This is a genomic window from Paractinoplanes maris (assembly GCF_023544465.1).
GTDB classification, from domain to species: domain Bacteria; phylum Actinomycetota; class Actinomycetes; order Mycobacteriales; family Micromonosporaceae; genus Actinoplanes; species Actinoplanes maris.
This window is the reverse complement of the sequence record NZ_JALPVL010000019.1, coordinates 104,625-125,010: the sequence shown is the minus strand read 5'-3', so window position 1 is coordinate 125,010 and position 20,386 is coordinate 104,625. Positions and strand designations below refer to the sequence as shown.

Here is a 20,386-nt window from a genome sequence, read left to right as displayed (position 1 = left end):
TCACGTCCGGTTCACCGCGGGTCGGCGAGGCTGTGGCGGGCTAGGTCGACGGAGGACTGCGGTGCGGGTGCTGGTGGTGGAGGACGAGCGGAACCTCTGTGACGCGATCGCACGGGGGCTGCGGCGCAAGGGGATGGCGGTCGACGTCGCGTACGACGGGTTGCAGGGCCACGAGATGGCCTATGTGACCAGGTACGACGTGGTGGTGCTGGACCGCGACCTGCCCGGCATGCACGGCGACGAGATCTGCGCCGCCCTGGTCGAGTCGGGCGCGCTGACCCGGGTGCTCATGCTGACCGCGAGCGGCACGGTCGCCGACCGCGTCGAGGGGCTGCAACTGGGCGCCGACGACTACCTGGCCAAGCCGTTCGCCTTCGAGGAGCTGGTGGCCCGGGTGCAGGCGCTGGGCCGGCGAGCCACCCCGGCCGCACCGCCCGTGCTCACCGTGGGCAACCTGGTGCTCGACCAGACCCGCCGGGTGGTCACCCGCGGCGGCACCCCGATCGAGCTGACCAACAAGGAGTTCGGGGTCCTGGAGGAGCTGCTCAAGGCGCGCGGCGGCGTGGTGTCGAGCGAGGAGCTGCTGGAACGGGTGTGGGACGCCAACACCGATCCCTTCACCACGACCGTCCGGGTGACCGTGATGACCCTGCGCAAGAAAGTCGGCGATCCGCCGCTGATCGAGACCGTGGTGGGGGCGGGCTATCGGGTGCCCGAACCGGTCGTCCTCTCATGACGGTCTATCTCGGCCGGGCCAAACGCGGCCCCGGCTTCACCCTGCGGCCCACGCTGCGGCTGCGCCTGACCCTGCTCAACGGCATCCTGCTGGTCGGTGCGGGCGCGATCCTGGTGCTGCTGGCCTGGCTGCTGGTGGGTGACGTGATGCACCCCGGCGTCGGGCTGGCGCCCGGTTCCCAGGTCACCCTGGCCGACGGCAGGGCGGCCGACGCCGTGCAGTGGCAGAAGACGCTGGTCGAGCAGGGATCACGCGAGGTGCTGGTCAAAGGGCTGGTGGCGCTCGTGCTGATCGGCATCATCGGCATCGCCGGGGCCTACGCGGTGGCCGGGCGGGCGCTGCGGCCGCTGCACACGGTGACGCAGACCGCGCGGCGGCTCGGCGAGGAGACGCTCGACCAGCGCATCCGCTACTCCGGGGCGGACGACGAGGTGGCCGAGCTGGCGCGCACGTTCGACGCGATGCTCGACCGGCTGGCCGGCGCGTTCGAGTCGCAGAAGCGGTTCGTGGCCAACGCCTCGCACGAGCTGCGCACGCCGCTGGCCGTGATGCGCACCGAGATCGACGTGACGCTGAGCGACGACGAGGCCGACGTGGCCGAGTACCGCCGGATGGCCAAGGTCGTGCGCAACGCCTCGGAGCGGGCCAACGGGCTGGTGGACGCGCTGCTGGTGCTGGCCCGGTCGGAGGCCCAGTCGGGCCGCCGGCTGGTGCGCAAGGTGCCGGCCGACCTGTCGATGAGCGCGACGACCGCGTTGTCGGCGGTGAAGGCCGAGGCCGAGCGGCTCAAGCTCGACGTGACGACCGACCTGCGCGACGCGCCGGTGGTGGGCGATCCGTCGCTGCTCGACCGGCTGGCCGGGAACCTGATCGAGAACGCCATTCGCTACAACCACCTGCTGGGGCGGTTGTGGCTGCGGACCGAGACGGTCAACGGGCAGGCCCGGCTGGTGGTGGGGAACACCGGATACGAGGTCGAGCCGGGGGACGTGCCGGGGTTGTTCGAGCCGTTCCGGCGTGGGGGATGGGAGCGTACGGGGTCGCGGGGGTCAGGGTTGGGGCTGTCGATCGTGCGGGCCGTCTGCGATGCGCATGGCGGCACGGTGTCGGCGGTCGCCCAGGACGGGGGCGGGCTGGAAGTGACGGTGTCGCTGCCGACAGCCGACGCGACGCCGGTGGTGGCGGCCTCGGCCTCGGTGCCGCGGGCCAAGGGGCTCGGGGTGGCTTGAGGCCTGGACCTCGCCCCGCCCCCTTGCGGCCTGGACCTCGCCCCGCCCCTTTACGGCCTGGACCTCGCCCGCTCCCCGTGATCGGCAGGGCTGGGCTCAGGCCGCTTCCCGGCGGACGGTACGCCAGCGTGACGGGCTGATGCCCAGCTCGGCCGCGAGCTCGGCCTCGGACAGCTCGGGCCGGGCGGCCTTGATCCGGGCGGCCAGGGCCACCGTCTCGGCCGGGGTCCGGCGCGGCCTCGCGGTGGTGGCTTCCTCTTCCGGACGGGGCTTCGCCGCTTGCGTACGGGATCTCGCAGTGACGCGACCGGTCGTGGGCGCTGTCACCGCTCGGCCGCTGGGGGAGGCGCTCGATCGCTGCGCGGGAACGGCGCGGCCCGTGGCCGGGCCGCCCGCGCCGACCGTGGCGCGAGGGTGGGCCGGGCTCGGGGCCGGGGCGGGCTGGGCCGGGCGCGGGAGCGCGGCCGCGACTTCGGCCAGCGCGGCCGCCGTGGTGGGGCCGAGCGGACCCGACGCGCGCGGCGCCGGCCCGGGACCGTTGACGCGGGCGTGAGCCGCACTGAGCGGGCTCGGGATCAACCCGGCGATGGGCTGAGGTGCCGGCACCGTCTCGGCGAAAGACGGCGCTGGTTGCGCGGCGGCGTGTTCCAGGGTCGAGATGCGGCCGCCCAGTTCGACCAGGCAGATGCTGGCCACCACGATGAGGCCGTCGACCGAGAGCGGCAGCAGGTAGGGCGACGCGCCGGTCTCCCCGTACCGGGCCGCGACGCCGACCATGTGCCAGTAGGACACCCAGGCCGCGATGCCGGCGATGATGGCCGTCGAGATCAGGCGCAACGCGGCCAGGTAGCGCCGGTGCACCGGCACCCGCGAGATCAGCTCGACGGTGAGCAGCAGGGCCAGCGGCGGCCAGGCGGCGATGGCCTGGCTGATCGGGTTGTCCAGTGCGTGCAGGACGTTCGCGACCACCGAGGCGGCCACTCCCAGCAGCAGGGTCGCCCGCACGGCCCAGCGGACGCGACGCAATTGCTCCAGGACCACCGGACCCCTCCTCAGTCAGCCTGACCCTGTCCGGGTCGGGCCCATCCTGACGGCTGGACATGACGCAATCGCCTCCGGGACGGGAACCGTGACCGGTCCGTTCCGGAGGCGATGCGACTATGTGATCGTGTCGGGCGGCGTGTCGGCTTGACCCGGTCAGCTCTTCTTTTCGACCTGGGCCCGGAGCTTGGGGAACTCGGCCTTGGCCTTGGCCACCGACTTGAAGTACCAGATGAACATGCCGACGCTGCCCTCGTCGGCCCAGGTGCAGATGGCCATGTCGATGCCGGACGTCTCGGAGCTGCCGCACTTGGCCGCGCCGCCGAGCGCGCCGGTGGGGGCCGTGGTGATGTTGTCGATCTTCAGGCCACCGATGCCGGCGCCGTAGAAGGTCTGCTCGAGCTCGGCCTTCGGGTTCTTGATGGGGGCCTCGGCCGCGGCCAGGATCACGATGTCCTGGTCGGCGACCTCCCCGTAGAGCGCACCGACCGTGCTGGTCGCGCCGGGCACCGTCTCGAGACCACTCTTGAGCTGGTCGGCGATGGCCTTGAACTGGGCCGACGTCAGCTTGTCGCGGCCGCCCAGCGTTTTCGGCTCGGCGATGGTGACGGTGGCCGCGGCGCGGGTGGTCGGCGCCGTGGTCGGCTCGTCGGTCCGGGCCGGGCCGGCGGTGGAGGTCGGCAGGTTGTCGACCGCGTCGGTGACGTCGTCGGCCGCGTTCTTACCGATCATGTAGAGCGCGACGACGCCGCCGATGCAGAGCACCAGGACGATCGCGGTCGAGATCAGCACGATCGGCAGGACCTTGGACTTCTTCTTCGGCGGCTGCGGTGTGCCGTAGCCGCCGGGCTGCTGGCCGAAGCCGGGCTGAGCACCGTACTGCGGCGGCTGGTTGTAGTCACCCTGACCGTACGGCGGCTGGCCCGGCTGGGACTGACCGTACTGGGGCTGACCGTACTGCGGCGGCGTGGGCTGGCCGTAGTCGGGCTGACCGGACGACGGGTAGGCCGTGGTCGGCGGGTACGGCGGCGGCTCCTGCGGCGACTGACCCGGGTAGGGCTGGTAAGGCGGCTGGCCCTGATACGGCGGCTGACCCCCCTGGTTCGGCTGGCCGGAAGAGGGCTCACCGTTGTACGGCTGGCCGGGATACGGGGGCTGCGACATCAAGAGCTCCAGGAATCGGGTACGGGCGCGAGCTTATCGGTAGTGAGCAATCGACTACTTCCCCCGTTCTGGGTGGTGGGCCGGGCCGGATGGGCAAAACGATCGACGCCCCGTGCATCTGGGCACGGGGCGTCGATCGTCGGACTTTTCGGCTACGCGGGGAGGCCGGCCAGCCCCGCGGGGAGGAACCGCTTGCCGGTCACCCGCTCGGAGGTGCCGCTGCGGTCGAGGTACGGGGTCACGCCACCCAGGTGGAACGGGTAGCCGGCGCCCAGGATCATGCACAGGTCGATGTCCTGCGCCTCGGCCACCACGCCCTCGTCGAGCATGATCCGGATCTCCTCGGCCAGGGCGTCGAGCGCCTGGGCTCGTACCTGATCGGCCGACAACGGCGCGGAACCGCCCGCCACCAGCTCGGCCACCTCGGGGTTGATCTCGTCGTCGACCATCACCGGCAGGCCGGCGTCGACGATCTTCTTGAGGTTGGCCGACTCGGCGAACCGGTCCGGGAACGCCCGGTGCAGCGTCTCGCCCACGTGGTAGGCGACGGCCGGGCCGACCAGCTGGAGCAGCGCGATCGGGCGCATCGGCAGGCCCAGCGGGTCCATCGCCTCGTTCACCACGTCGAGCGGGGTGCCGGCGTCGATGGCCTGGAAGATCTCGCTGGTGACCCGGGTCAGCAGGCGGTTGACCACGAACGCCGGGGCGTCCTTGACCAGCACCGACGACTTCTTCAGCTCCTTGCCGACGGCGAACGCGGTGGCCAGTGTCGCGTCGTCGGTCCGCTCACCCTTGATGATCTCGAGGAGCGGCAGGACGGCGACCGGGTTGAAGAAGTGGAAGCCGACGACCCGCTCCGGGTGCTCGAGGTCGGCCGCCATCGCGGTGACCGACAGCGAGCTGGTGTTCGTGGCCAGGATCGCCTCGGGCGTGACGATCTTCTCCAGCTCGGCCCAGATCTGCTTCTTGAGGTCGAGGTTCTCGAAGACCGCCTCGATCACGAAGTCGGCGTCGGCGAAGACCGACTTGTCGACCGAGCCGCTGACCAGGCCGCGCAGCTTGGCCGCGGTGCCCTCGTCGAGCCGGCGCTTGCCGACCAGCTTGTCGATCTGGTCGGTGACGTAGGCCACGCCCTTGTCGACGCGGGCCTGGTCGATGTCGGTCAGCACGACCGGCACCTGCAGGCGGCGCGCGAACAGCAGGGCGAGCTGCGAGGCCATCAGGCCGGCGCCGACGATGCCGACCTTGGTGACCTTGCGGGCGAGCGACTTGTCGGGCACGCCGACCGGGCGCTTGGCCCGCCGCTGCACCAGGTCGAACGCGTACAGGCTGGCCCGGGACTCGTCGCCCATGATCAGGTCGGCCAGGGCCTCGGTCTCGGCCGCGGTGCCGTCCTCGAAGGACGCGTCCTTGGCCAGCGCGAGCAGTTCGAGCGCCTTGTTGGCCGACGGGACGGCGCCGTGCAGCTTCTCGTCGAGCTGCTGCTTGGCGAAGAAGAGCACGCCCTCCCACATGTCCTTGTCGACCTCGGGGCGCTGCACGGTCAGCTCACCGTCGACGACCGCGGCCGCCCACTCCAGCGAGCGCTCCAGGAAGTCGGCCGGCTCGAACAACTGGTCGGCCACGCCCAGCTCGACCGCCTGCTTAGGGCGCAGCACCTTCTGGGTGAGCGGGTTCTGCAGGATGACCTGGGCCGCGCCGGGGACGCCGATCAGGTTGGGCAGCAGCTGACTGCCGCCCCAGCCGGGCACCAGGCCGATCGCGACCTCGGGCAGACCGAGGGCCGCCGCGCCGCCCGACACCGTGCGGTAGTGGCAGTGCAGAGCCACCTCGAGGCCGCCACCGAGCGCGGCCCCGTTGACGAAGGCGAAAGTCGGAATCGCCGAGTTCTTCAACCGCGCGAACACCCGGTGGCCCAGCTCGCCGAGCTCGATCGCCTGCTCGCGTGAGGTCAGGAACGGGATGCCGGTGATGTCCGCGCCGACACAGAAGATGTACGGCTTGCCGGTGATCGCGATGAACGCGGGGTCGCCCTCGGTGGCCGCGGTGATCGCCTCGTCCAGGGACTTCAGGCCGCCCGGTCCGAAGCTGTTCGGCTTCTTGTGGTCGAAGCCGTTGTCCAGCGTGATGATCGCCGCCTTCTTGGCGCCGACCTGGACAAAGCGGACGAGTGCCTTCGTGACGACCTCGTTCGGGTGCTCGATCACTTCGCCTCTCCGTCCCAGTTCGGGTTCTCCCAGATCACGGTGCCGCCCATGCCGATGCCGATGCACATGGCGGTGAGGCCGTAGCGCACCTCGGGGTGCTCGGCGAAGTGCCGGGCCAGCTGCGTCATCAGGCGGACGCCGGACGAGGCGAGCGGGTGACCGATCGCGATCGCGCCGCCCCACGGGTTGACCCGCGGGTCGTCGTCGGCGATGCCGTAGTGGTCGAGGAACGCCAGCACCTGGATCGCGAACGCCTCGTTCAGCTCGAACAGGCCGATGTCGCCGATGGTCAGGCCGGCCTTCTTGAGGGCCTTCTCGGTCGACGGGATCGGGCCGTAGCCCATGATCTCGGGCTCGACGCCGACAAAACCGTACGAGACCATCCGCATCGCGACCGGCAGACCCAGCTCGCGGGCGGTGTCCTCACTGGCCAGCAGCGCGGCGGTGGCGCCGTCGTTGAGACCGGCGGCGTTGCCCGCGGTGACCCGGCCGTGCGGGCGGAACGGGGTCTTGAGGGTGGCCAGCTTCTCCATCGAGGTCTCGCGCGGCGCCTCATCGGCCGTCGCGAGGCCCCAGCCCTGCTCGGCGCTGCGCAGCGCCACCGGCACCAGGTCGGGCTGAAGCTTGCCGTCGGCGTAGGCCTTGGCCGTCTTGAGCTGCGAGTTGAGCCCGTAGCGGTCGGCCCGCTCCTTGGTGATCTGCGGCAGGCGGTCGTGCAGGTTCTCCGCCGTCGAACCCATGACCAGCGCCGACGGGTCGACGAGCTTCTCGGCGATGATGCGCGGGTTGGGGTCGACGCCCTCACCCATCGGGTGCCGGCCCATGTGCTCGACGCCGCCGGCGATCGCCACGTCGTAGGCGCCCATCGCGATGCCGCCGGCCACGTTCGTCACCGCGGTCATGGCGCCCGCGCACATGCGGTCGATCGCGTAACCGGGGACGGTCTTCGGCAGGCCGGACAGCAGGGCGGCGGTGCGCCCGATGGTCAGGCCCTGGTCGCCGATCTGGGTGGTGGCCGCGATCGCGACCTCGTCGACCCGGTCCGGCGGGAGCTGGGGGTTGCGGCGCATCAGCTCGCGGATGCAGCGGATGACCAGGTCGTCGGCGCGGGTCTCGGCATACATGCCGCCCGCCTTGCCGAACGGGGTGCGGACGCCGTCAACAAAGACGACCTCACGTACTTCACGGGGCACGGGACCTCCTAGCGCGGTGGTGGGTGAATGCTACTCGTCGGTAACTAAGGGGTGCCACCGGGTTGGTGAAACTTCACAAGCAGATCAAGATCAAGATCTGGTCGTAGCGGGGTGGGGGTGCGGACCGTCACTCCCGTCGAGGGCCGCGGCGGGGCGAGCTGGCCGCTGGCGCGTCCAGAGCGCTCGCCCCACCACGGCGACGTGCGTGAGTGGTCGCGCCCAACCCCGAAAAACCACGTTTGGGCTGGTCGAGGTGCATATGGTGGCGCCCGTTCGGAGGAGACTGATGATCTCTGGGTAAGCGTAGCTTCACGCTATGGGCAAGCCGTTCAGGTGCCGCATCGGGTGGCACAAATGGGTGCGGCGCTTCAATGCCGAGGGCAGTCGCTATTCGCAGTGCGAGCGCTGCGGCAACGACGACGGTCGCGGACGAGCCCACTGGGGGGCCGGCTCGATGGGCTGAGCGGCGCTTCGTCCCGGCCGCGCGTGGGACGGCCGGGACGAGGTGCCGCCCCGCAGGGTTCCGTCTCGGCCGCGCGTGGGACGGCCGGGACGAGGTGCCGCCCCGCAGGGTTCCGTCTCGGCCGCGCGTGGGACGGCCGGGACGAGGTGCCGCCCCGCAGGGTTCCGTCCTGGCCGCGCGTGGGACGGCCGGGACGAGGTGCCGCCTGCGGGCAATTCGGAGCGGTCGCCTGCTCAATGCCGGCCGGCGTTGGCTCGTGGAACGGATAGAGGCGGAAACCGGGCCTCTCGACGTGGGGGAACGCGCGGTAGAAGTCGGGTACGGCGTCCTCGCTGAGCAGGTCGACGCGCTCGCCGCCGGCCCGGCGTCGATCGCGACCACCGTGGTGACGCCGGCGGGGCGGGCCGAGGGAAACCCCCGGCCCGCGGTGGCTCAGGCTGGGTTGGTGGTGGGGGGAGCCAGGCCGGGGGCCGGTGGGGTGGGCAGCGCGTCGGCCAGTTGGTCGGCCAGCAGGGTGATCTGCCAGTTGCGGGCGCCGAAGCCGCGCAGGGTGTCGCCGACTGTCTGGGGGGTCACCTCGTCGGGTGGGGACCAGGCCAGGCGGCGGACGAAATCGGGGCTGATCAGGTTTTCCGGGGGCAGGTTGTTGGCCTCGGCGGTGGTGACGACCACGGAGCGGCAGCGGGTCAGGCGGGCGGCTGCCACCGGGTCGCGCTCGGCCCAGCGGTGTGGTGGGGGCGGGCCCTCGACCGGCTGGTTCACCGGCAGGGCGTCGTCGGGCAGGGCCCGGGCCTCGTCCAGGGCGTCCAGCCAGACGCGGGCCAGCCGGCGAACGGAACGGCCGCCGAACCCGGCGATGGCCAGCAGGCTGCGCTCGTCCTTGGGGTCGGCCTCGGCCGCGGCGACGATCGCCGAGTCGGGGAGCACCCGGCCCGGGGCGGAGTCGCGGCGGGCGGCCACGCCGTCGCGGGCATACCACAGGGCGCGGACGCGGGACTGCGCTCGCGAACCCCGTACGCGGTGTATTCCGGACGTCCGCCGCCAGGGATCGGGGCGCACCCGCGGCGGGCGGTCGGCGCTCGCGACCAGCGCGGCGAACTCCTCGGCGGCCCAGGCCGTCTTGCCCTGGCGCTCGAGCTCGGCCGCCAGGTGGTCACGCAGGTCGGTGAGCAGCTCGACGTCGAGCGCGGCATAGGTCAGCCACGACTCGGGCAGCGGGCGGGTCGACCAGTCGGCGGCCGAGTGGTGCTTCTCGAGGGAGTAGCCCAGCAGCTGCTCGGTGAGCGCGGCCAGACCGACCCGCTCGAAGCCGGCCAGGCGTGCGGCCAGCTCGGTGTCGAACAGGCGGCGCGGTTTCAAGCCGATCTCGGCCAGGCACGCCAGGTCCTGGCTGGCCGCGTGCAGCACCCATTCGCTCTCGGCCAGGGCCGCGTCCAGGGTGCGCAGGTCGTCCAGCGGGAGCGGGTCGATCAGCGCTGTCCCGGCGCCGGTCCGGCGCAACTGCACCAGGTAGGCCCGCTGCGTGTAGCGGTAGCCGGAGGCGCGCTCGGCGTCGATCGCGACCGGCCCCGAACCGGCGGCCATGCGGGCGACGACCTCGGCTAATTCCTCGGCGGACTCCACCGGGCGTGGGGTGCCGTCGCGGGGCGCGGTGAGTGGTACGGGATCGGGACCGCCAGCCGTCGGGTCGGGCGAGTCGGCGTGCGGTCGTCCGTCCCTTTCGGGCTCCGGCGTGTCCCGACGGCTCAGGGGTGCTTCGTCGGTCACTCCGATACCGTACGGGGACACCTCCCCGGCTGCTTGCAGCCGGGTCCCGGCGCGCCGTTTCTCGATCGACAAACTACTGATCCGACCGGCCGTTCTCTGCGTACTACTGGCCGCAGAGCCGAGACCCGGGAGGCCGCGCCGGATGACCATGACCTACGAACCGTTCACCCCCGCGGGCTCCGATGAGCAGCGCCGATACGACGGACGGCGCCGCGCTGACGAGCCTCAGCCGGGCAATTGGGGTGAATCGGCGGCGGACCCGTGGGCCGACCCGCCGCGCCAAGGTCAATGGGCGGAGGCGCCGAGCCAGGATCAATGGGTCGAGTCGCCCAGCCAGGGTCAGTGGGCCGAGCCGAGCCAGGGTCAGTGGGCCGAGCCGAGCCAGGATCAGTGGGCCGAGCCGCCTGGCCAGGGTCAATGGGCCGATTCGCCCAGCCGGGACCAGCGAGCTGAGCTGTCGAACCGGGGTCAGTGGGCTGAGTCGCCGGGTCAAGGTCGACGGGCTGAGTCGCCGGGCCCGGGTCAACCGGCTGGGTCGCCGGGGCGGGGCCAGCGGGCCGAGCCCGCGCCGCAACGCGTGCGGGAATGGACCGGGGACCAGCACTGGGAGCCGGCCGCGCCGATCCCGGGGCAGCGGCACACCGGTGAGCAGCCCGCGTGGCACACCGGTCTGACCCCCGCGGTCGAGACCGGGCCCGAGCCGACGCCGCAGCGCACCGCGACCGGCGGCACCAGGCTCAAGCCGATGATCATCGGGGTGGTGACACTCCTGCTCCTGGTGGCCGGCTGGCAGGCGTACCGGATCGAGGGAATGAGCCGCCACAACCAGGACCTGGCCTCGGTGCTCTCGGCCGAGCAGACCCGCACCGACCAGCTCGAGAAGAAGCTGGCCGGGGTCTTCGACCCCGAGGCCGTCTCCTCGGGCGTGCTGCCCAGCGTCTTCCGGGTGCGGGCGGGCGGCTTCACCGGCACCGCATTCTCGGTCGGCAAGAAGGCGTCCGGCAACCAGGCCAACCTGATCACGAACTACCACGTGGTCGCCGAGATCTGGGCCGGCGGCGGCCGCAAGGTCACGCTCGAACGCGGCCGCACCCGGATCAACGCGACGATCGTCAAGGTCGACAAGGGCAAGGACCTGGCCCTGCTGCGGGCCGGCCAGAAGATCGCCGGGCTGGGCACGTCGACCACCCAGGTCAAGCCGGGGCAGCAGGTCGTGGTCGTGGGGGCCCCGCTCGGTCTGGACGACTCGGTCACGACCGGCGTGATCAGCGCCTACCGGCCGGACGACACGGACGGCCCGACGGTCCAGTTCGACGCGCCGATCAATCCGGGCAACTCGGGCGGCCCCGTGGTCAACGCCAACGAGCAGGTGGTGGGCGTGGCCACGGCCAAGGCCAAGGACGCCGAGGGCATCGGCCTGGCCATCCCGATCAAGACGGCCTGCGACACGCTCGACGTCTGCTAGCGGCGCCCGCCCCGGCGACGGGGACGGCGCCGGTCAGCCCACTCGCTGGCGGTCGCCCAGGGCGGCCACGCCGGGGGGTGGGAGGCCGGCCGTCGAGGCGAGCATCGCGCACCAGCCGCGCAGGTGGGCGGCGAGGTCGTCACCGGTCGGCGTCCAGGACGCGCGTACCTCGAGGTCGGCGGTCGGGGCCGGACCGGCCAGCTCGCCGAACCGGGTGGAGGTCGTCTGGGTGATCGTGCCGCCGATCGCCGTGTAGGCCGCGGCGTGCTGGTCGAGGGCATCGGTCAGCCACGTCCAGGCCACCGCCGACAGCATCGGGTCGCCGGCCAGATCGTCCTCGAGCTCGGCCGTGACCAGCGTGACCAGGCGGATATTGCCCTGCCAGGCCTCGTGCCCGGCCGGGTCGTGGAGCAGGATCAGCCGGCCGCCGGCCACCTCGTCGCCCGAGCGCAGCACGGTCGCGCTGATCGCGAACGCGTAGGGCGCGAGTTTCTGCGGGGCGGCGATCTCCTCGAGCAGGATCTCGGGTCGTGGCGCCGCGGCCCGCAGAGCGTCGACCGCGCGGGCGAACGCCGGAGGAACAGCGGAGGGGGACGCCATGGGGGAAGACTATGCCGCCGCGCGGTGTCCGTAGCCGATCGGCGCGCCGAGCGTGTCGTGGGACGATGACGTAGTGACTTCTGTTGTGACTGATTCGCCGTTTGTGCGGGCTTGCCGCGGCCTCGACGTGCCGCACACCCCGGTCTGGTTCATGCGGCAGGCGGGCCGGTCGTTGCCCGAGTACCGCAAGATCCGCGAAGGCATCGGCATGCTGGACTCCTGCCGGCGGCCCGACCTGGTCACCGAGATCACCCTGCAGCCCGTCCGCCGGCACCACGTCGACGCGGCGATCCTGTTCAGCGACATCGTGGTGCCGATCGCGGCGGCCGGCATCGACCTCGACATCGTGGCCGGCACCGGCCCGGTGGTCGCCCAGCCGATCCGCGCCGAGTCCGATCTCGATCGGCTGCGGCCGATCACCGCGGGCGACGTCGGCTTCGTGGCCGAGGCGGTGCGCCTGCTCGTCGGCGAGCTCGGCCCGACCCCGCTCATCGGGTTCGCCGGCGCGCCGTTCACGCTGGCCAGCTATCTCATCGAGGGCGGCCCGTCGCGCACCTATCTCAAGACCAAAGCCATGATGTACGGGGCTCCGGCGCTCTGGTCGGCGCTGCTCTCCCGCCTGGCCGACATCACGCTGGCCTTCCTGCGCACCCAGATCGACGCCGGGGTCAGCGCGGTCCAGCTGTTCGACTCGTGGGCCGGCGCGCTCAGCGAGGCCGACTACCGCGAGCACGTGCTGCCGCATTCGGCCCGCGTCCTGCAGGGGCTGGCCGCCGCGGGCGTGCCGCGCATCCACTTCGGCGTGGGCACCGGCCATCTGCTGCGGGTGATGGGCGAGGCCGGCGCCGATGTGGTCGGGGTCGACTGGCGCACGCCGCTCGACCAGGCCACCCAGGTCGTCGGTCCGGGCCGGTCGCTGCAGGGCAACCTCGACCCGGCGATCCTGTTCGCCGGCTGGGACGTGGTGCGGCGCGAGGCCGACCGCGTCCTCGAGCAGGGCAAGGCCGCCCCCGGTCACGTCTTCAACCTGGGCCACGGCGTCCTGCCCGAGACCGACCCCGACATGCTGACCCGGCTGGTCGCCCACGTCCACGAGGCATCCGCGCGCTGAGAGCGGCCGGACACAACTCACACCCGGCGACCCCTGAGGTGGCCGCGCGGTGATACGTGGAATGGTTGGTGACGTGCGGAAGCGGATTGCGGTCATCGGCGGCGGCATCGCCGGGCTGTCGGCCGCCCTGCGACTGCGGGACCTCACCCCGCCCGGCACCGAGATCATCGTGTACGAGCAGAGCGGCACCCTGGGCGGCAAGTTGCGCACCGGCGAGCTGGCCGGGGTGACCGTCGAGCGCGGCGCCGAGTCGTTCCTGATGACCGGTTCCGACGGCGCCGAGTCGGCCGCCGTCTCGCTGGTCAAGCGCCTGGGCCTGGCCGAGGCCGTGGTGCATCCGCACCGGGTGCCCGCCGCCCTGGCCTTCGGCGGCCGGCTCGCCCCGATGCCGGCCGGCACGCTGGTCGGCGTCCCGGCCGACCCCACCCGGCTGGGCGAGGTCGCGCGGGCCACCGCCGGTCAGGACGCCGATGCCGGCCGGCCGCTGCTGGCCGAGGGGGCCGACGTGGCGGTCGGTGCGCTGGTCCGCGACCGCTACGGCGACGAGGTCGTCGACCGGCTGGTCGACCCGATGCTCGGCGGTGTCTATGCCGGGCGCGCCGACCGGCTCTCGCTCGCGGTCACGATGCCGCAGCTCGCGCGCACGGCCCGGGTCGAGCACACGCTGCGGGCGGCCGTCCGGGCCGCCCAGGTGGCGAGCCGCCGGGTGCCCGGGCAGCCGATCTTCGGCGCGCTCGACGGTGGGCTGAGCCGCCTGGTCGGCGCGGCCGCCACGGCGAGCGGCGCCCGGATAAGCCTGGGTCTTCCCGTCCGCGAACTGGCCCGCACCGCCGACGGCTGGCGTCTGCTGCTGGGTCCGGTGCCGATGCCCCGCACCGACGACGTGGACGCTGTGGTGCTGGCCGTGCCCGCGAAGCCCGCCTCGCGCCTGCTGAGCCAGGTGGCGCCGGTGGCGGCCGAGGCGGTCGGCGGGCTCAGCTATGCGAGCGTGGCGCTGGTCGCCCTCGCGCTGCCGCCGGGCACCCCGCTGCCCGAGCTGAGCGGCTTCCTGGTGCCGCCGAGCGAGGGCACGCTGGTCAAGGCGGCCACCTTTGTCACCCGTAAGTGGGAGCGCCCCGCGGGTGGCCCGGTAATCGTGCGCGTGTCGCTGGGCCGGGCCGGCGAGGAGGAGCGCCTGCAGTTCGACGACGCGGTGCTCGTCGAGCGGGCGCGGCGCGAGCTGGGCGAGCTGATCGGCGGGGAGCTGCCGCCACCGGCCGCCTCGTGGGTGCAGCGCTGGGGCGGCGGGCTGCCGCAGTACGCGCCGGGCCACCTCGATCGGCTGGCCGTGGCCCGGGCCGCGCTGCCGCTGGGGCTGGCCCTGGCCGGTGCGGCGTTCGACGGGGTCGGGATCCCGGCCTGCGTGGCGAGCGGCGAACGCGCCGCCGAGGACCTGAGCAAGGCATGGGAGGCGATGTCGCTATGAGTGAGCAGCAGTCGAACGCGGCGCGGATCAACGAGTTGAACGCGACCATCCGCTACACGATGTGGTCGGTGTTCCGGGCCCAGTCGCCGCTGCCGGCGATGCGCGAGGAGCTGGCCACCGAGGTCGACGCGCTCTTCGAGCAGCTGGCCGGCAAGGACGTGACGGTCCGGGGCACCTACGACGTGTCCGGGCTGCGGGCCGACGCCGACGTGATGATCTGGTGGCACTCGGCCTCGCCGGACGCCCTGCAGGAGGCTTACTCGCTGTTCCGGCGTACGGCTCTGGGCCGGCACCTGGCCCCGGTCTGGTCGCAGATGGCGTTGCACCGGCCGGCCGAGTTCAACAAGAGCCACCTGCCCGCCTTCCTGGCCGGCGAGGAGGCCCGCCCGTACATCTGCGTCTATCCGTTCGTGCGCTCCTACGAGTGGTATCTGCTGCCCGACGAGGAGCGCCGCCACATGCTCGCCGAGCACGGGAAGATGGCGCGCGGCTACCCCGACGTGCGGGCCAACACCGTCGCGTCGTTCGCGCTGGGCGATTACGAGTGGATGCTGGCCTTCGAGGCCGACGAGCTCTACCGCATCGTCGACCTCATGCGGGACCTGCGCGCCTCGACCGCGCGCCGGCACGTGCGCGAGGAGGTCCCGTTCTACACGGGCCGCCGCCGCTCCCTGAGCGAGCTCGTCGCCACCCTGCCCTGACCGGGCTCAGGGCAGGACGCCCACGGCCTCGACCTCGATGAGCAGGTCGGGCTCGCCGAGGCCGGCCACGCTGAGCAGGGTGATCGGTTTGACCGGGTCGACGCCGAGCTTGGCGGCGGCCCGGGCGACGCCCTCGCCGAGCAGCGGATATTTCTCCGGTGACCAGTCGACGACGTAGACGGTCAGTTTCGCCACGTCGTCGAACGATCCGCCGGCCGCGGCCATCGCCGTGCCGATGTTGAGATAGGCCTGCTCGGTCTGGGCGGCGAGATCGCCCGGCCCGACCGGGTGGCCGTCGGCGTCGCGGGCCACCTGACCGGCCAGGAAGACCAGGCGGGACCCGGTGGCCACCGACATCTGCCGGTAGACCTCGGGCTTGGGCAATCCGTCGGGGTTGATCAGCTCTACAGCCATGTCCTGCTCCTCAGTCTCGGTCGGCTCAACATAGCATCGATATGCTATGTTAAGCCAATGGCGAGGACGAAAGATCCGGCGATCCGGGTGCTGCTGATCGAGCGGGCGGCGCACATGCTGCGGTCCCGCGAGCCCATCACCCTGCGGTCGGTCGTCGCCGGCACCGGCTTGTCGACGATGGCCGTCTACACCCATTTCGGCAGCATGGACGGGTTGTGGCGGGCGGTGCGGCAGGAGGGGTTCACCCGCCTCGCGGCCCGGCTGGCGACGGTGCCGGCCACCGGCGACCCGGTCCGGGATCTGGCTGCGCTCGGGGCCGCGTACGTCTCGAACGCCCTGGCCAATCCTGATCTCTACCGGGTCATGTTCGACGTCGGCTTCGCGCTCGAGGACCCGGCCGCTGCCGACGAGGGCCTGCTCCCTCTCATCCGCGCCGCCGAGCGCGCTCGCGAGGCCGGCCGGTTCCGCGGCGACGTCGAGGCTCCGGCCCTGGCCACCCAGACGTGGACCGTCGGGCACGGGCTGGCCTCGCTGGTGACCGCCGGGCCGCTGCCGCGCGAGGCCCTGGCCTATGGGCCGGAGCTGCTCGTCGCGCTGTTCACCAGCAACGGCGACGACCCCGCCGCGTGCCGCCGCTCGGTCGACGGCGGCTGGGTCATCTCCTAGGACGGTTCGCGGCGCATCGGGATGTGCGGGATGCCGTCTTCCAGGTACTCCGGGCCGGTCCGGGTGTATCCGAACTTGGCGTAAAAATTCACCAGGTGGGACTGGGCGTCCAGGACGCTGGTCCGGTTGCCGATGACGGTCAAGGCCTCCTGGATCAGGCGGCCGGACAGGCCCGCGCCGCGGGCGGTCTTGGCGGTGACCACCCGGCCGATCCGTTGCACGTCGCCGTCGTCCAGGATGCGGACGTAAGCCCTGATCTCGCCGTCGCGGGTGAACCACAGATGGCGGGTGCCGGGCTCGTCGTCGCGGCCGTCGAGGTCGCCGTAGGCGCATTCCTGCTCGACCACGAAGACGTCGGCCCGCAGCTTGAGGATCGCGTAGAGGGTCGTCGTGTCGAGGTCGCGGAAGGCCGCTACCCGCAGTTCGTCAGAGGGTGCCGGATGCATGCCGGAAAGACTAAGGGGCGTGGCGTCACCCGTATCGCCGCCTGCCGTTGTAGAGATGGAAGCCCGAGCTGTGGAGGTCGTGATGATCAAGAGGAACCGACTCTTCGGCAACAAGACGAAGGTGACCTTCTGCCTGCCCGTCAACCAGCCGACCGGGCCGGTCAGCGTGGTCGGCACGTTCAACGACTGGGAGCCCGGCCGGCACGAGCTCAAGCCCCGCCGGGACGGCACCCGCACGATCAGCATCACGATCCCGTCCGGCCACTACCGGTTCCGCTATCTCGGAGCGGACGGCATGTGGTTCGACGACGAGACCGCCGACGGTGTCGGTCCTCACGGCGGCGAGCTCCGGGTTTAGCGTTTCGGCGCGCGCCTGCCGGGGACCTTGCTTGACTGATCAAGCAAAATTCCGACGGAGAGGCACATCGTGGCTGACGTGAAACTGTCGATCATCTATTACTCGTCCACCGGGACGCTCCACAAGATGGCCGAGCGCCTGACCGAGACGGCCCAGAAGTCCGGCGCCGATGTGCGCCTGCGCCAGGTGGCCGAGCTCGCCCCGCCGGAGGCGATCGCCTCCAACGCGGCCTGGAGCCAGCACTTCGACAACACCAAGGACGAGCCCAAGGCGACCGCCGACGACGTGGTGTGGGCCGACGCCGTGCTCTTCGGCACCCCGACCCGGTACGGCAACGTGACGAGCCAGCTCAAGCAGTTCCTCGACACGCTGGGCCCGCAGTGGGCGCAGGGCCAGCTGGCCGACAAGGCGTACGCGGGGTTCACCGCGACCCAGACCGCGCACGGCGGCCAGGAGTCGACGCTGCTCGCCCTCTACAACACGATCTACCACTTCGGCGGCATCCTGGTCCCGCCGGGCTACACCGACCCGCTGAAGTTCGTCGACGGCAACCCCTATGGTGTCTCGCACGTCACCGGCCCCACCAACGACGCGCCCATCACTGACCCCGAGCTGGCCGCTCTGGATCATTTGGTGCAGCGGATCATCCGCATCGCAGCGAAGCTGAAAAGCGAATAAAACTACTCATCTTTCGCTAATCTGACGGCATGACCACGTACGAGACTCTGGACCTGCACACGCGGGTCGCGCGGTACGAGGCGGCTCTCGAGGAGCTGCGCTCGTCGCACAACGACGTCCGGGCCCTCCTGCAGGACCAGGTGCTCTATGAGCGCTGGCAGCAGATCGGTGTCGAGCTGGGCTTCATCGCCGGCACTGCCCCCAACGGGCAGCAGCACGATCTGCAGGCACTCAATCAGCAGATCCCCCAGATGTCGGAGTCCTGGGCCAGCTGACAGGCTGGGCCGACCGATCGGCGTCCCCAGCCACCTGGGGGACGCCGGCCGGTGCCCGGGGTGCCGGCCGCATTCCGGGCACGCCGCGCGACTCGGCCCCGCACCTGTGCCGGGCCGGGACGCGCGGCGGGTAGTTTGGCTCGCATGCCCGTCGACACCCAGTACGAGGATCTGCTGCGCAGGGTCCTGAACACCGGCACCCCCAAGAGCGACCGCACCGGCACCGGCACGGTCAGCCTCTTCGGCGAGCGCCTGCGCTACGACCTGTCGGCCGGCTTCCCGCTGATCACCACCAAGCGGGTCCACTTCAAATCCCTCGCGGTCGAGCTGCTCTGGTTCCTGCGCGGTGACAGCAACGTCGGCTGGCTGCGCGAGCAGGGCGTGACGATCTGGGACGAGTGGGCCTCGCCGACCGGGGAGCTCGGGCCGGTCTACGGCGTGCAGTGGCGTTCGTGGCCGATGCCCGGCGGCGGTCACGCCGACCAGATCAGCCACGTGCTCGACACGCTGCGCCGCGACCCCGACTCGCGCCGCATGATCGTCTCGGCCTGGAACGTCTCCGACCTGCCCGAGATGGCGCTCGCCCCCTGCCACGCCATGTTCCAGTTCTACGTGGCCGACGGGCGGCTCTCGTGCCAGCTCTACCAGCGCAGCGCCGACCTCTTCCTCGGTGTGCCGTTCAACATCGCGAGCTACGCGCTGCTGACCCGGATGGTCGCCGAGCAGGTCGGCCTGCAGCCGGGCGACTTCATCTGGGTCGGTGGTGACTGCCACATCTACAACAACCACGTCGAGCAGGTGACCGAGCAGCTGTCCCGCGAGGCGTTCGAGTTCCCGCAGCTCGAGATCGCGCCGGCCGCCTCGCTCTTCGACTACAAGTACGAGGACTTCACGGTCGTCGGATATCAGCACCACCCGGCGCTGCGCGCGCCCGTCGCCGTATGACGCTCCACCTGATCTGGGCCGAGGCCCGCGACCGGGTGGTCGGCGCCGACGGCGCGATCCCGTGGCGGCTGTCCGAGGATCAAAAGATGTTCCGGGCGCGTACGGATGGAGCGACCGTCGTGATGGGCCGGGCGACCTGGGATTCGCTGCCCGAGCGCTTCCGGCCGCTGCCCGGCCGGCGCAACGTGGTGCTGACCCGGGACCCGTCGTGGTCGGCGCCGGGGGCCGAGGTGGCTCACTCGGTGGGCGAGGTCGACCTCTCGGGTGAGGTGTGGGTGATCGGCGGCGAGTCGGTCTACCGGGCGTTCCTGCCGAGGGCGGAGCACATCCTGCGTACCCGGATCGACCTGGACGTGGCCGGTGACACCCACGCCCCGGAGCTCGACGACGGGTGGGTCGTCACGTCGTCGTCGGGCTGGCAGACTTCCGGGAACGGGCTGCGGTACGTCGTCGAGGAACTGGCCCGCCGCGCGGTCTAGCCCCCGCCGGAGCCGAGAAGCATTCATGATCAAGGGTGCCACTCGGGTTCGCCGTCGGGGCCGGACAGGAAGAGGTCGCCCATGCCGCCTTCGGTGACGCTGTCGGTGATCACGCCGATGTACAACGAGCGCGAAGCGGTCGACCAGTTCGTGGCCCGGCTGCGGCCTGCTCTGGACGGCCTCGGTGACACCTACGAGGTGGTCGCCGTGGACGACGGCAGCAGCGACGCCACCGTCTCCCGCCTGCTGCAGCTGCGCGCCGGCTGGCCCCAGCTGCGGGTCGTCTCGCTGCGCCGCAACGTCGGGCACCAGATCGCCCTGCGGGCCGGGCTGCACAGCGCCCTCGGCGACTACGTGGTCAGCATCGACGCCGACCTGCAGGATCCGCCCGAGGTGATCGGCGAGATGCTGGCGACGGCGCGGCGCGAGCAGGTCGACGTGGTCTACGGGGTGCGCAGCGACCGCCGCACCGACTCGGTGTTCAAGCGCCACTCGGCCGGCCTCTATTACTGGCTGATGCGCCGGCTCGTCGGGCCCGCGGTGAGCGACCAGGCCGGTGACTTCCGGCTGATGAGCCGGGCCGTCGTCGACATCCTCAAGCGGCTGCCCGAGCCGCGACCGGTGTATCGGCTGGTGGTGCCGTCGCTCGGCTTCGCCGGGGCCGAGGTGTCCTACGCGCGCCAGGAACGGGTCGCCGGGCACACCAAATACCCGCTGTCGCGGATGATCCGGCTGACCCTGGACAGCGTGACCGGGTTCTCGGCGGCGCCGCTGCGCATCGCGACCTGGCTCGGCGTGCTCAGTTTCGTCCTGTGCGTGGTGCTGATCGTGACGGCGCTGGTCGCCTGGGGGAGCGGCGCGGTGGTGCCCGGGTGGACGTCGCTCTACATCGCTGTCCTGCTGCTCGGTGGCATCCAGCTGATCTGCCTGGGGCTGCTGGGCGAGTACGTGGGTCGCATCTACCTGGCCACGCAGCAGCGGCC

At 71.8% G+C, this 20,386-nt stretch carries 20 protein-coding genes and 1 pseudogene; 13 read left to right on the top strand and 8 right to left on the bottom strand.

Annotation, left to right across the window (positions count from 1 at the left end):
- The first annotated feature begins 61 nt into the window (after nt 1–61).
- Together NAG42_RS42315 and NAG42_RS42310 are read left to right on the top strand one after the other, a co-directional pair.
- Nucleotides 62–736, top strand: a complete 675-nt coding sequence (locus tag NAG42_RS42315) for a response regulator transcription factor (protein ID WP_133874990.1) — start codon at nt 62–64, stop codon at nt 734–736.
- On the top strand, nt 733–1,965 hold the full coding sequence (locus NAG42_RS42310; protein WP_250038176.1) for a sensor histidine kinase: 1,233 nt from the start codon (nt 733–735) through the stop codon (nt 1,963–1,965). The genes NAG42_RS42315 and NAG42_RS42310 overlap by 4 nt, the downstream gene beginning before the upstream one ends.
- A gap of 96 nt (nt 1,966–2,061) precedes the next feature.
- Here the strand turns inward: NAG42_RS42310 and NAG42_RS42305 are convergent, their stop codons facing one another.
- From NAG42_RS42305 to NAG42_RS42285, 5 genes are all read right to left on the bottom strand, one after another.
- On the bottom strand, nt 2,062–3,006 hold the full coding sequence (locus tag NAG42_RS42305; RefSeq protein WP_250038175.1) for a DUF2637 domain-containing protein: 945 nt from the start codon (nt 3,004–3,006) through the stop codon (nt 2,062–2,064).
- 156 nt (nt 3,007–3,162) lie between these two features.
- A complete protein-coding gene (locus NAG42_RS42300; protein ID WP_250038174.1) occupies nt 3,163–4,170 on the bottom strand; it encodes a flagellar basal body-associated FliL family protein in 1,008 nt (335 codons plus the stop codon).
- Between the two features lie 152 nt (nt 4,171–4,322).
- Nucleotides 4,323–6,377, bottom strand: coding sequence for a 3-hydroxyacyl-CoA dehydrogenase NAD-binding domain-containing protein (locus NAG42_RS42295; protein ID WP_250038173.1), 2,055 nt, complete (start codon nt 6,375–6,377; stop codon nt 4,323–4,325).
- The gene (locus NAG42_RS42290; RefSeq protein ID WP_250038172.1) at nt 6,374–7,570 is read right to left on the bottom strand and encodes a thiolase family protein; all 1,197 of its coding nucleotides are present in this window, start codon (nt 7,568–7,570) and stop codon (nt 6,374–6,376) included. The genes NAG42_RS42295 and NAG42_RS42290 overlap by 4 nt, the downstream gene beginning before the upstream one ends.
- 895 nt (nt 7,571–8,465) lie before the next feature.
- The gene (locus NAG42_RS42285) at nt 8,466–9,800 is read right to left on the bottom strand and encodes a ribonuclease D (protein WP_250038171.1); all 1,335 of its coding nucleotides are present in this window, start codon (nt 9,798–9,800) and stop codon (nt 8,466–8,468) included.
- A 577-nt stretch (nt 9,801–10,377) separates the two neighbouring features.
- Between NAG42_RS42285 and NAG42_RS42280 the strand changes: the two genes are divergently transcribed.
- The gene (locus tag NAG42_RS42280) at nt 10,378–11,265 is read left to right on the top strand and encodes a S1C family serine protease (protein WP_250038170.1); all 888 of its coding nucleotides are present in this window, start codon (nt 10,378–10,380) and stop codon (nt 11,263–11,265) included.
- Between the two features lie 33 nt (nt 11,266–11,298).
- Here NAG42_RS42280 and NAG42_RS42275 read toward each other — a convergent pair whose 3' ends face one another.
- On the bottom strand, nt 11,299–11,865 hold the full coding sequence (locus NAG42_RS42275; protein ID WP_250038169.1) for a DUF3000 domain-containing protein: 567 nt from the start codon (nt 11,863–11,865) through the stop codon (nt 11,299–11,301).
- Between the two features lie 73 nt (nt 11,866–11,938).
- Between NAG42_RS42275 and hemE the strand changes: the two genes are divergently transcribed.
- From hemE to hemQ, 3 genes are all read left to right on the top strand, one after another.
- Nucleotides 11,939–12,976 carry a uroporphyrinogen decarboxylase gene (gene hemE, locus NAG42_RS42270; protein WP_438872526.1) on the top strand — a complete coding sequence of 346 codons (1,038 nt, stop codon included), beginning with the start codon at nt 11,939–11,941 and terminating at the stop codon, nt 12,974–12,976.
- Between the two features lie 61 nt (nt 12,977–13,037).
- The gene (gene hemG, locus NAG42_RS42265) at nt 13,038–14,441 is read left to right on the top strand and encodes a protoporphyrinogen oxidase (protein WP_250038168.1); all 1,404 of its coding nucleotides are present in this window, start codon (nt 13,038–13,040) and stop codon (nt 14,439–14,441) included.
- The gene (gene hemQ, locus NAG42_RS42260) at nt 14,438–15,142 is read left to right on the top strand and encodes a hydrogen peroxide-dependent heme synthase (protein ID WP_250038167.1); all 705 of its coding nucleotides are present in this window, start codon (nt 14,438–14,440) and stop codon (nt 15,140–15,142) included. Before hemG ends, hemQ begins: the two co-directional genes overlap by 4 nt.
- A 6-nt stretch (nt 15,143–15,148) precedes the next feature.
- On the opposite strand, the gene NAG42_RS42255 is transcribed toward hemQ, so the two are convergent.
- The gene (locus tag NAG42_RS42255) at nt 15,149–15,556 is read right to left on the bottom strand and encodes a RidA family protein (RefSeq protein WP_250038166.1); all 408 of its coding nucleotides are present in this window, start codon (nt 15,554–15,556) and stop codon (nt 15,149–15,151) included.
- Between the two features lie 57 nt (nt 15,557–15,613).
- Between NAG42_RS42255 and NAG42_RS42250 the strand changes: the two genes are divergently transcribed.
- Nucleotides 15,614–16,222, top strand: a complete 609-nt coding sequence (locus tag NAG42_RS42250) for a TetR/AcrR family transcriptional regulator (protein ID WP_250038165.1) — start codon at nt 15,614–15,616, stop codon at nt 16,220–16,222.
- Here the strand turns inward: NAG42_RS42250 and NAG42_RS42245 are convergent.
- A complete protein-coding gene (locus tag NAG42_RS42245; protein WP_250038164.1) occupies nt 16,219–16,668 on the bottom strand; it encodes a GNAT family N-acetyltransferase in 450 nt (149 codons plus the stop codon). The genes NAG42_RS42250 and NAG42_RS42245 overlap by 4 nt on opposite strands.
- A gap of 82 nt (nt 16,669–16,750) precedes the next feature.
- Between NAG42_RS42245 and NAG42_RS42240 the strand changes: the two genes are divergently transcribed.
- The 6 genes and pseudogenes from NAG42_RS42240 to NAG42_RS45585 all read left to right on the top strand — a co-directional run.
- Entirely contained in the window at nt 16,751–17,026 is a 276-nt protein-coding gene (locus tag NAG42_RS42240; RefSeq protein ID WP_250038163.1) for an isoamylase early set domain-containing protein, read from the top strand.
- A 69-nt stretch (nt 17,027–17,095) separates the two neighbouring features.
- On the top strand, nt 17,096–17,704 hold the full coding sequence (wrbA, locus tag NAG42_RS42235; protein ID WP_438872525.1) for an NAD(P)H:quinone oxidoreductase: 609 nt from the start codon (nt 17,096–17,098) through the stop codon (nt 17,702–17,704).
- A gap of 29 nt (nt 17,705–17,733) precedes the next feature.
- Nucleotides 17,734–17,979 carry a hypothetical protein gene (locus tag NAG42_RS42230; RefSeq protein WP_250038161.1) on the top strand — a complete coding sequence of 82 codons (246 nt, stop codon included), beginning with the start codon at nt 17,734–17,736 and terminating at the stop codon, nt 17,977–17,979.
- 144 nt (nt 17,980–18,123) lie between these two features.
- Complete coding sequence (locus tag NAG42_RS42225) at nt 18,124–18,924, top strand: thymidylate synthase (protein WP_250038160.1); 801 nt, start codon at nt 18,124–18,126, stop codon at nt 18,922–18,924.
- Nucleotides 18,921–19,403, top strand: a complete 483-nt coding sequence (locus NAG42_RS42220) for a dihydrofolate reductase (RefSeq protein ID WP_250038159.1) — start codon at nt 18,921–18,923, stop codon at nt 19,401–19,403. Before NAG42_RS42225 ends, NAG42_RS42220 begins: the two co-directional genes overlap by 4 nt.
- A gap of 81 nt (nt 19,404–19,484) precedes the next feature.
- A pseudogene (locus tag NAG42_RS45585) lies at nt 19,485–20,351 on the top strand (glycosyltransferase family 2 protein); the annotation flags it as partial.
- Nucleotides 20,352–20,386: the final 35 nt, after the last annotated feature.

Coding starts and splice junctions, on each gene's coding strand:
- hemQ (WP_250038167.1), top strand. CDS start 14,438: ATGAGTGAGCAGCAGTCGAACGCGGCGCGGATCAACGAGTTGAACGCG.
- NAG42_RS42255 (WP_250038166.1), bottom strand. CDS start 15,556: ATGGCTGTAGAGCTGATCAACCCCGACGGATTGCCCAAGCCCGAGGTC.
- NAG42_RS42225 (WP_250038160.1), top strand. CDS start 18,124: ATGCCCGTCGACACCCAGTACGAGGATCTGCTGCGCAGGGTCCTGAAC.
- NAG42_RS42310 (WP_250038176.1), top strand. CDS start 733: ATGACGGTCTATCTCGGCCGGGCCAAACGCGGCCCCGGCTTCACCCTG.
- NAG42_RS42240 (WP_250038163.1), top strand. CDS start 16,751: ATGATCAAGAGGAACCGACTCTTCGGCAACAAGACGAAGGTGACCTTC.
- NAG42_RS42245 (WP_250038164.1), bottom strand. CDS start 16,668: ATGCATCCGGCACCCTCTGACGAACTGCGGGTAGCGGCCTTCCGCGAC.
- NAG42_RS42300 (WP_250038174.1), bottom strand. CDS start 4,170: ATGTCGCAGCCCCCGTATCCCGGCCAGCCGTACAACGGTGAGCCCTCT.
- hemG (WP_250038168.1), top strand. CDS start 13,038: ATGGTTGGTGACGTGCGGAAGCGGATTGCGGTCATCGGCGGCGGCATC.
- NAG42_RS42250 (WP_250038165.1), top strand. CDS start 15,614: ATGGCGAGGACGAAAGATCCGGCGATCCGGGTGCTGCTGATCGAGCGG.
- NAG42_RS42275 (WP_250038169.1), bottom strand. CDS start 11,865: ATGGCGTCCCCCTCCGCTGTTCCTCCGGCGTTCGCCCGCGCGGTCGAC.
- NAG42_RS42220 (WP_250038159.1), top strand. CDS start 18,921: ATGACGCTCCACCTGATCTGGGCCGAGGCCCGCGACCGGGTGGTCGGC.
- NAG42_RS42230 (WP_250038161.1), top strand. CDS start 17,734: ATGACCACGTACGAGACTCTGGACCTGCACACGCGGGTCGCGCGGTAC.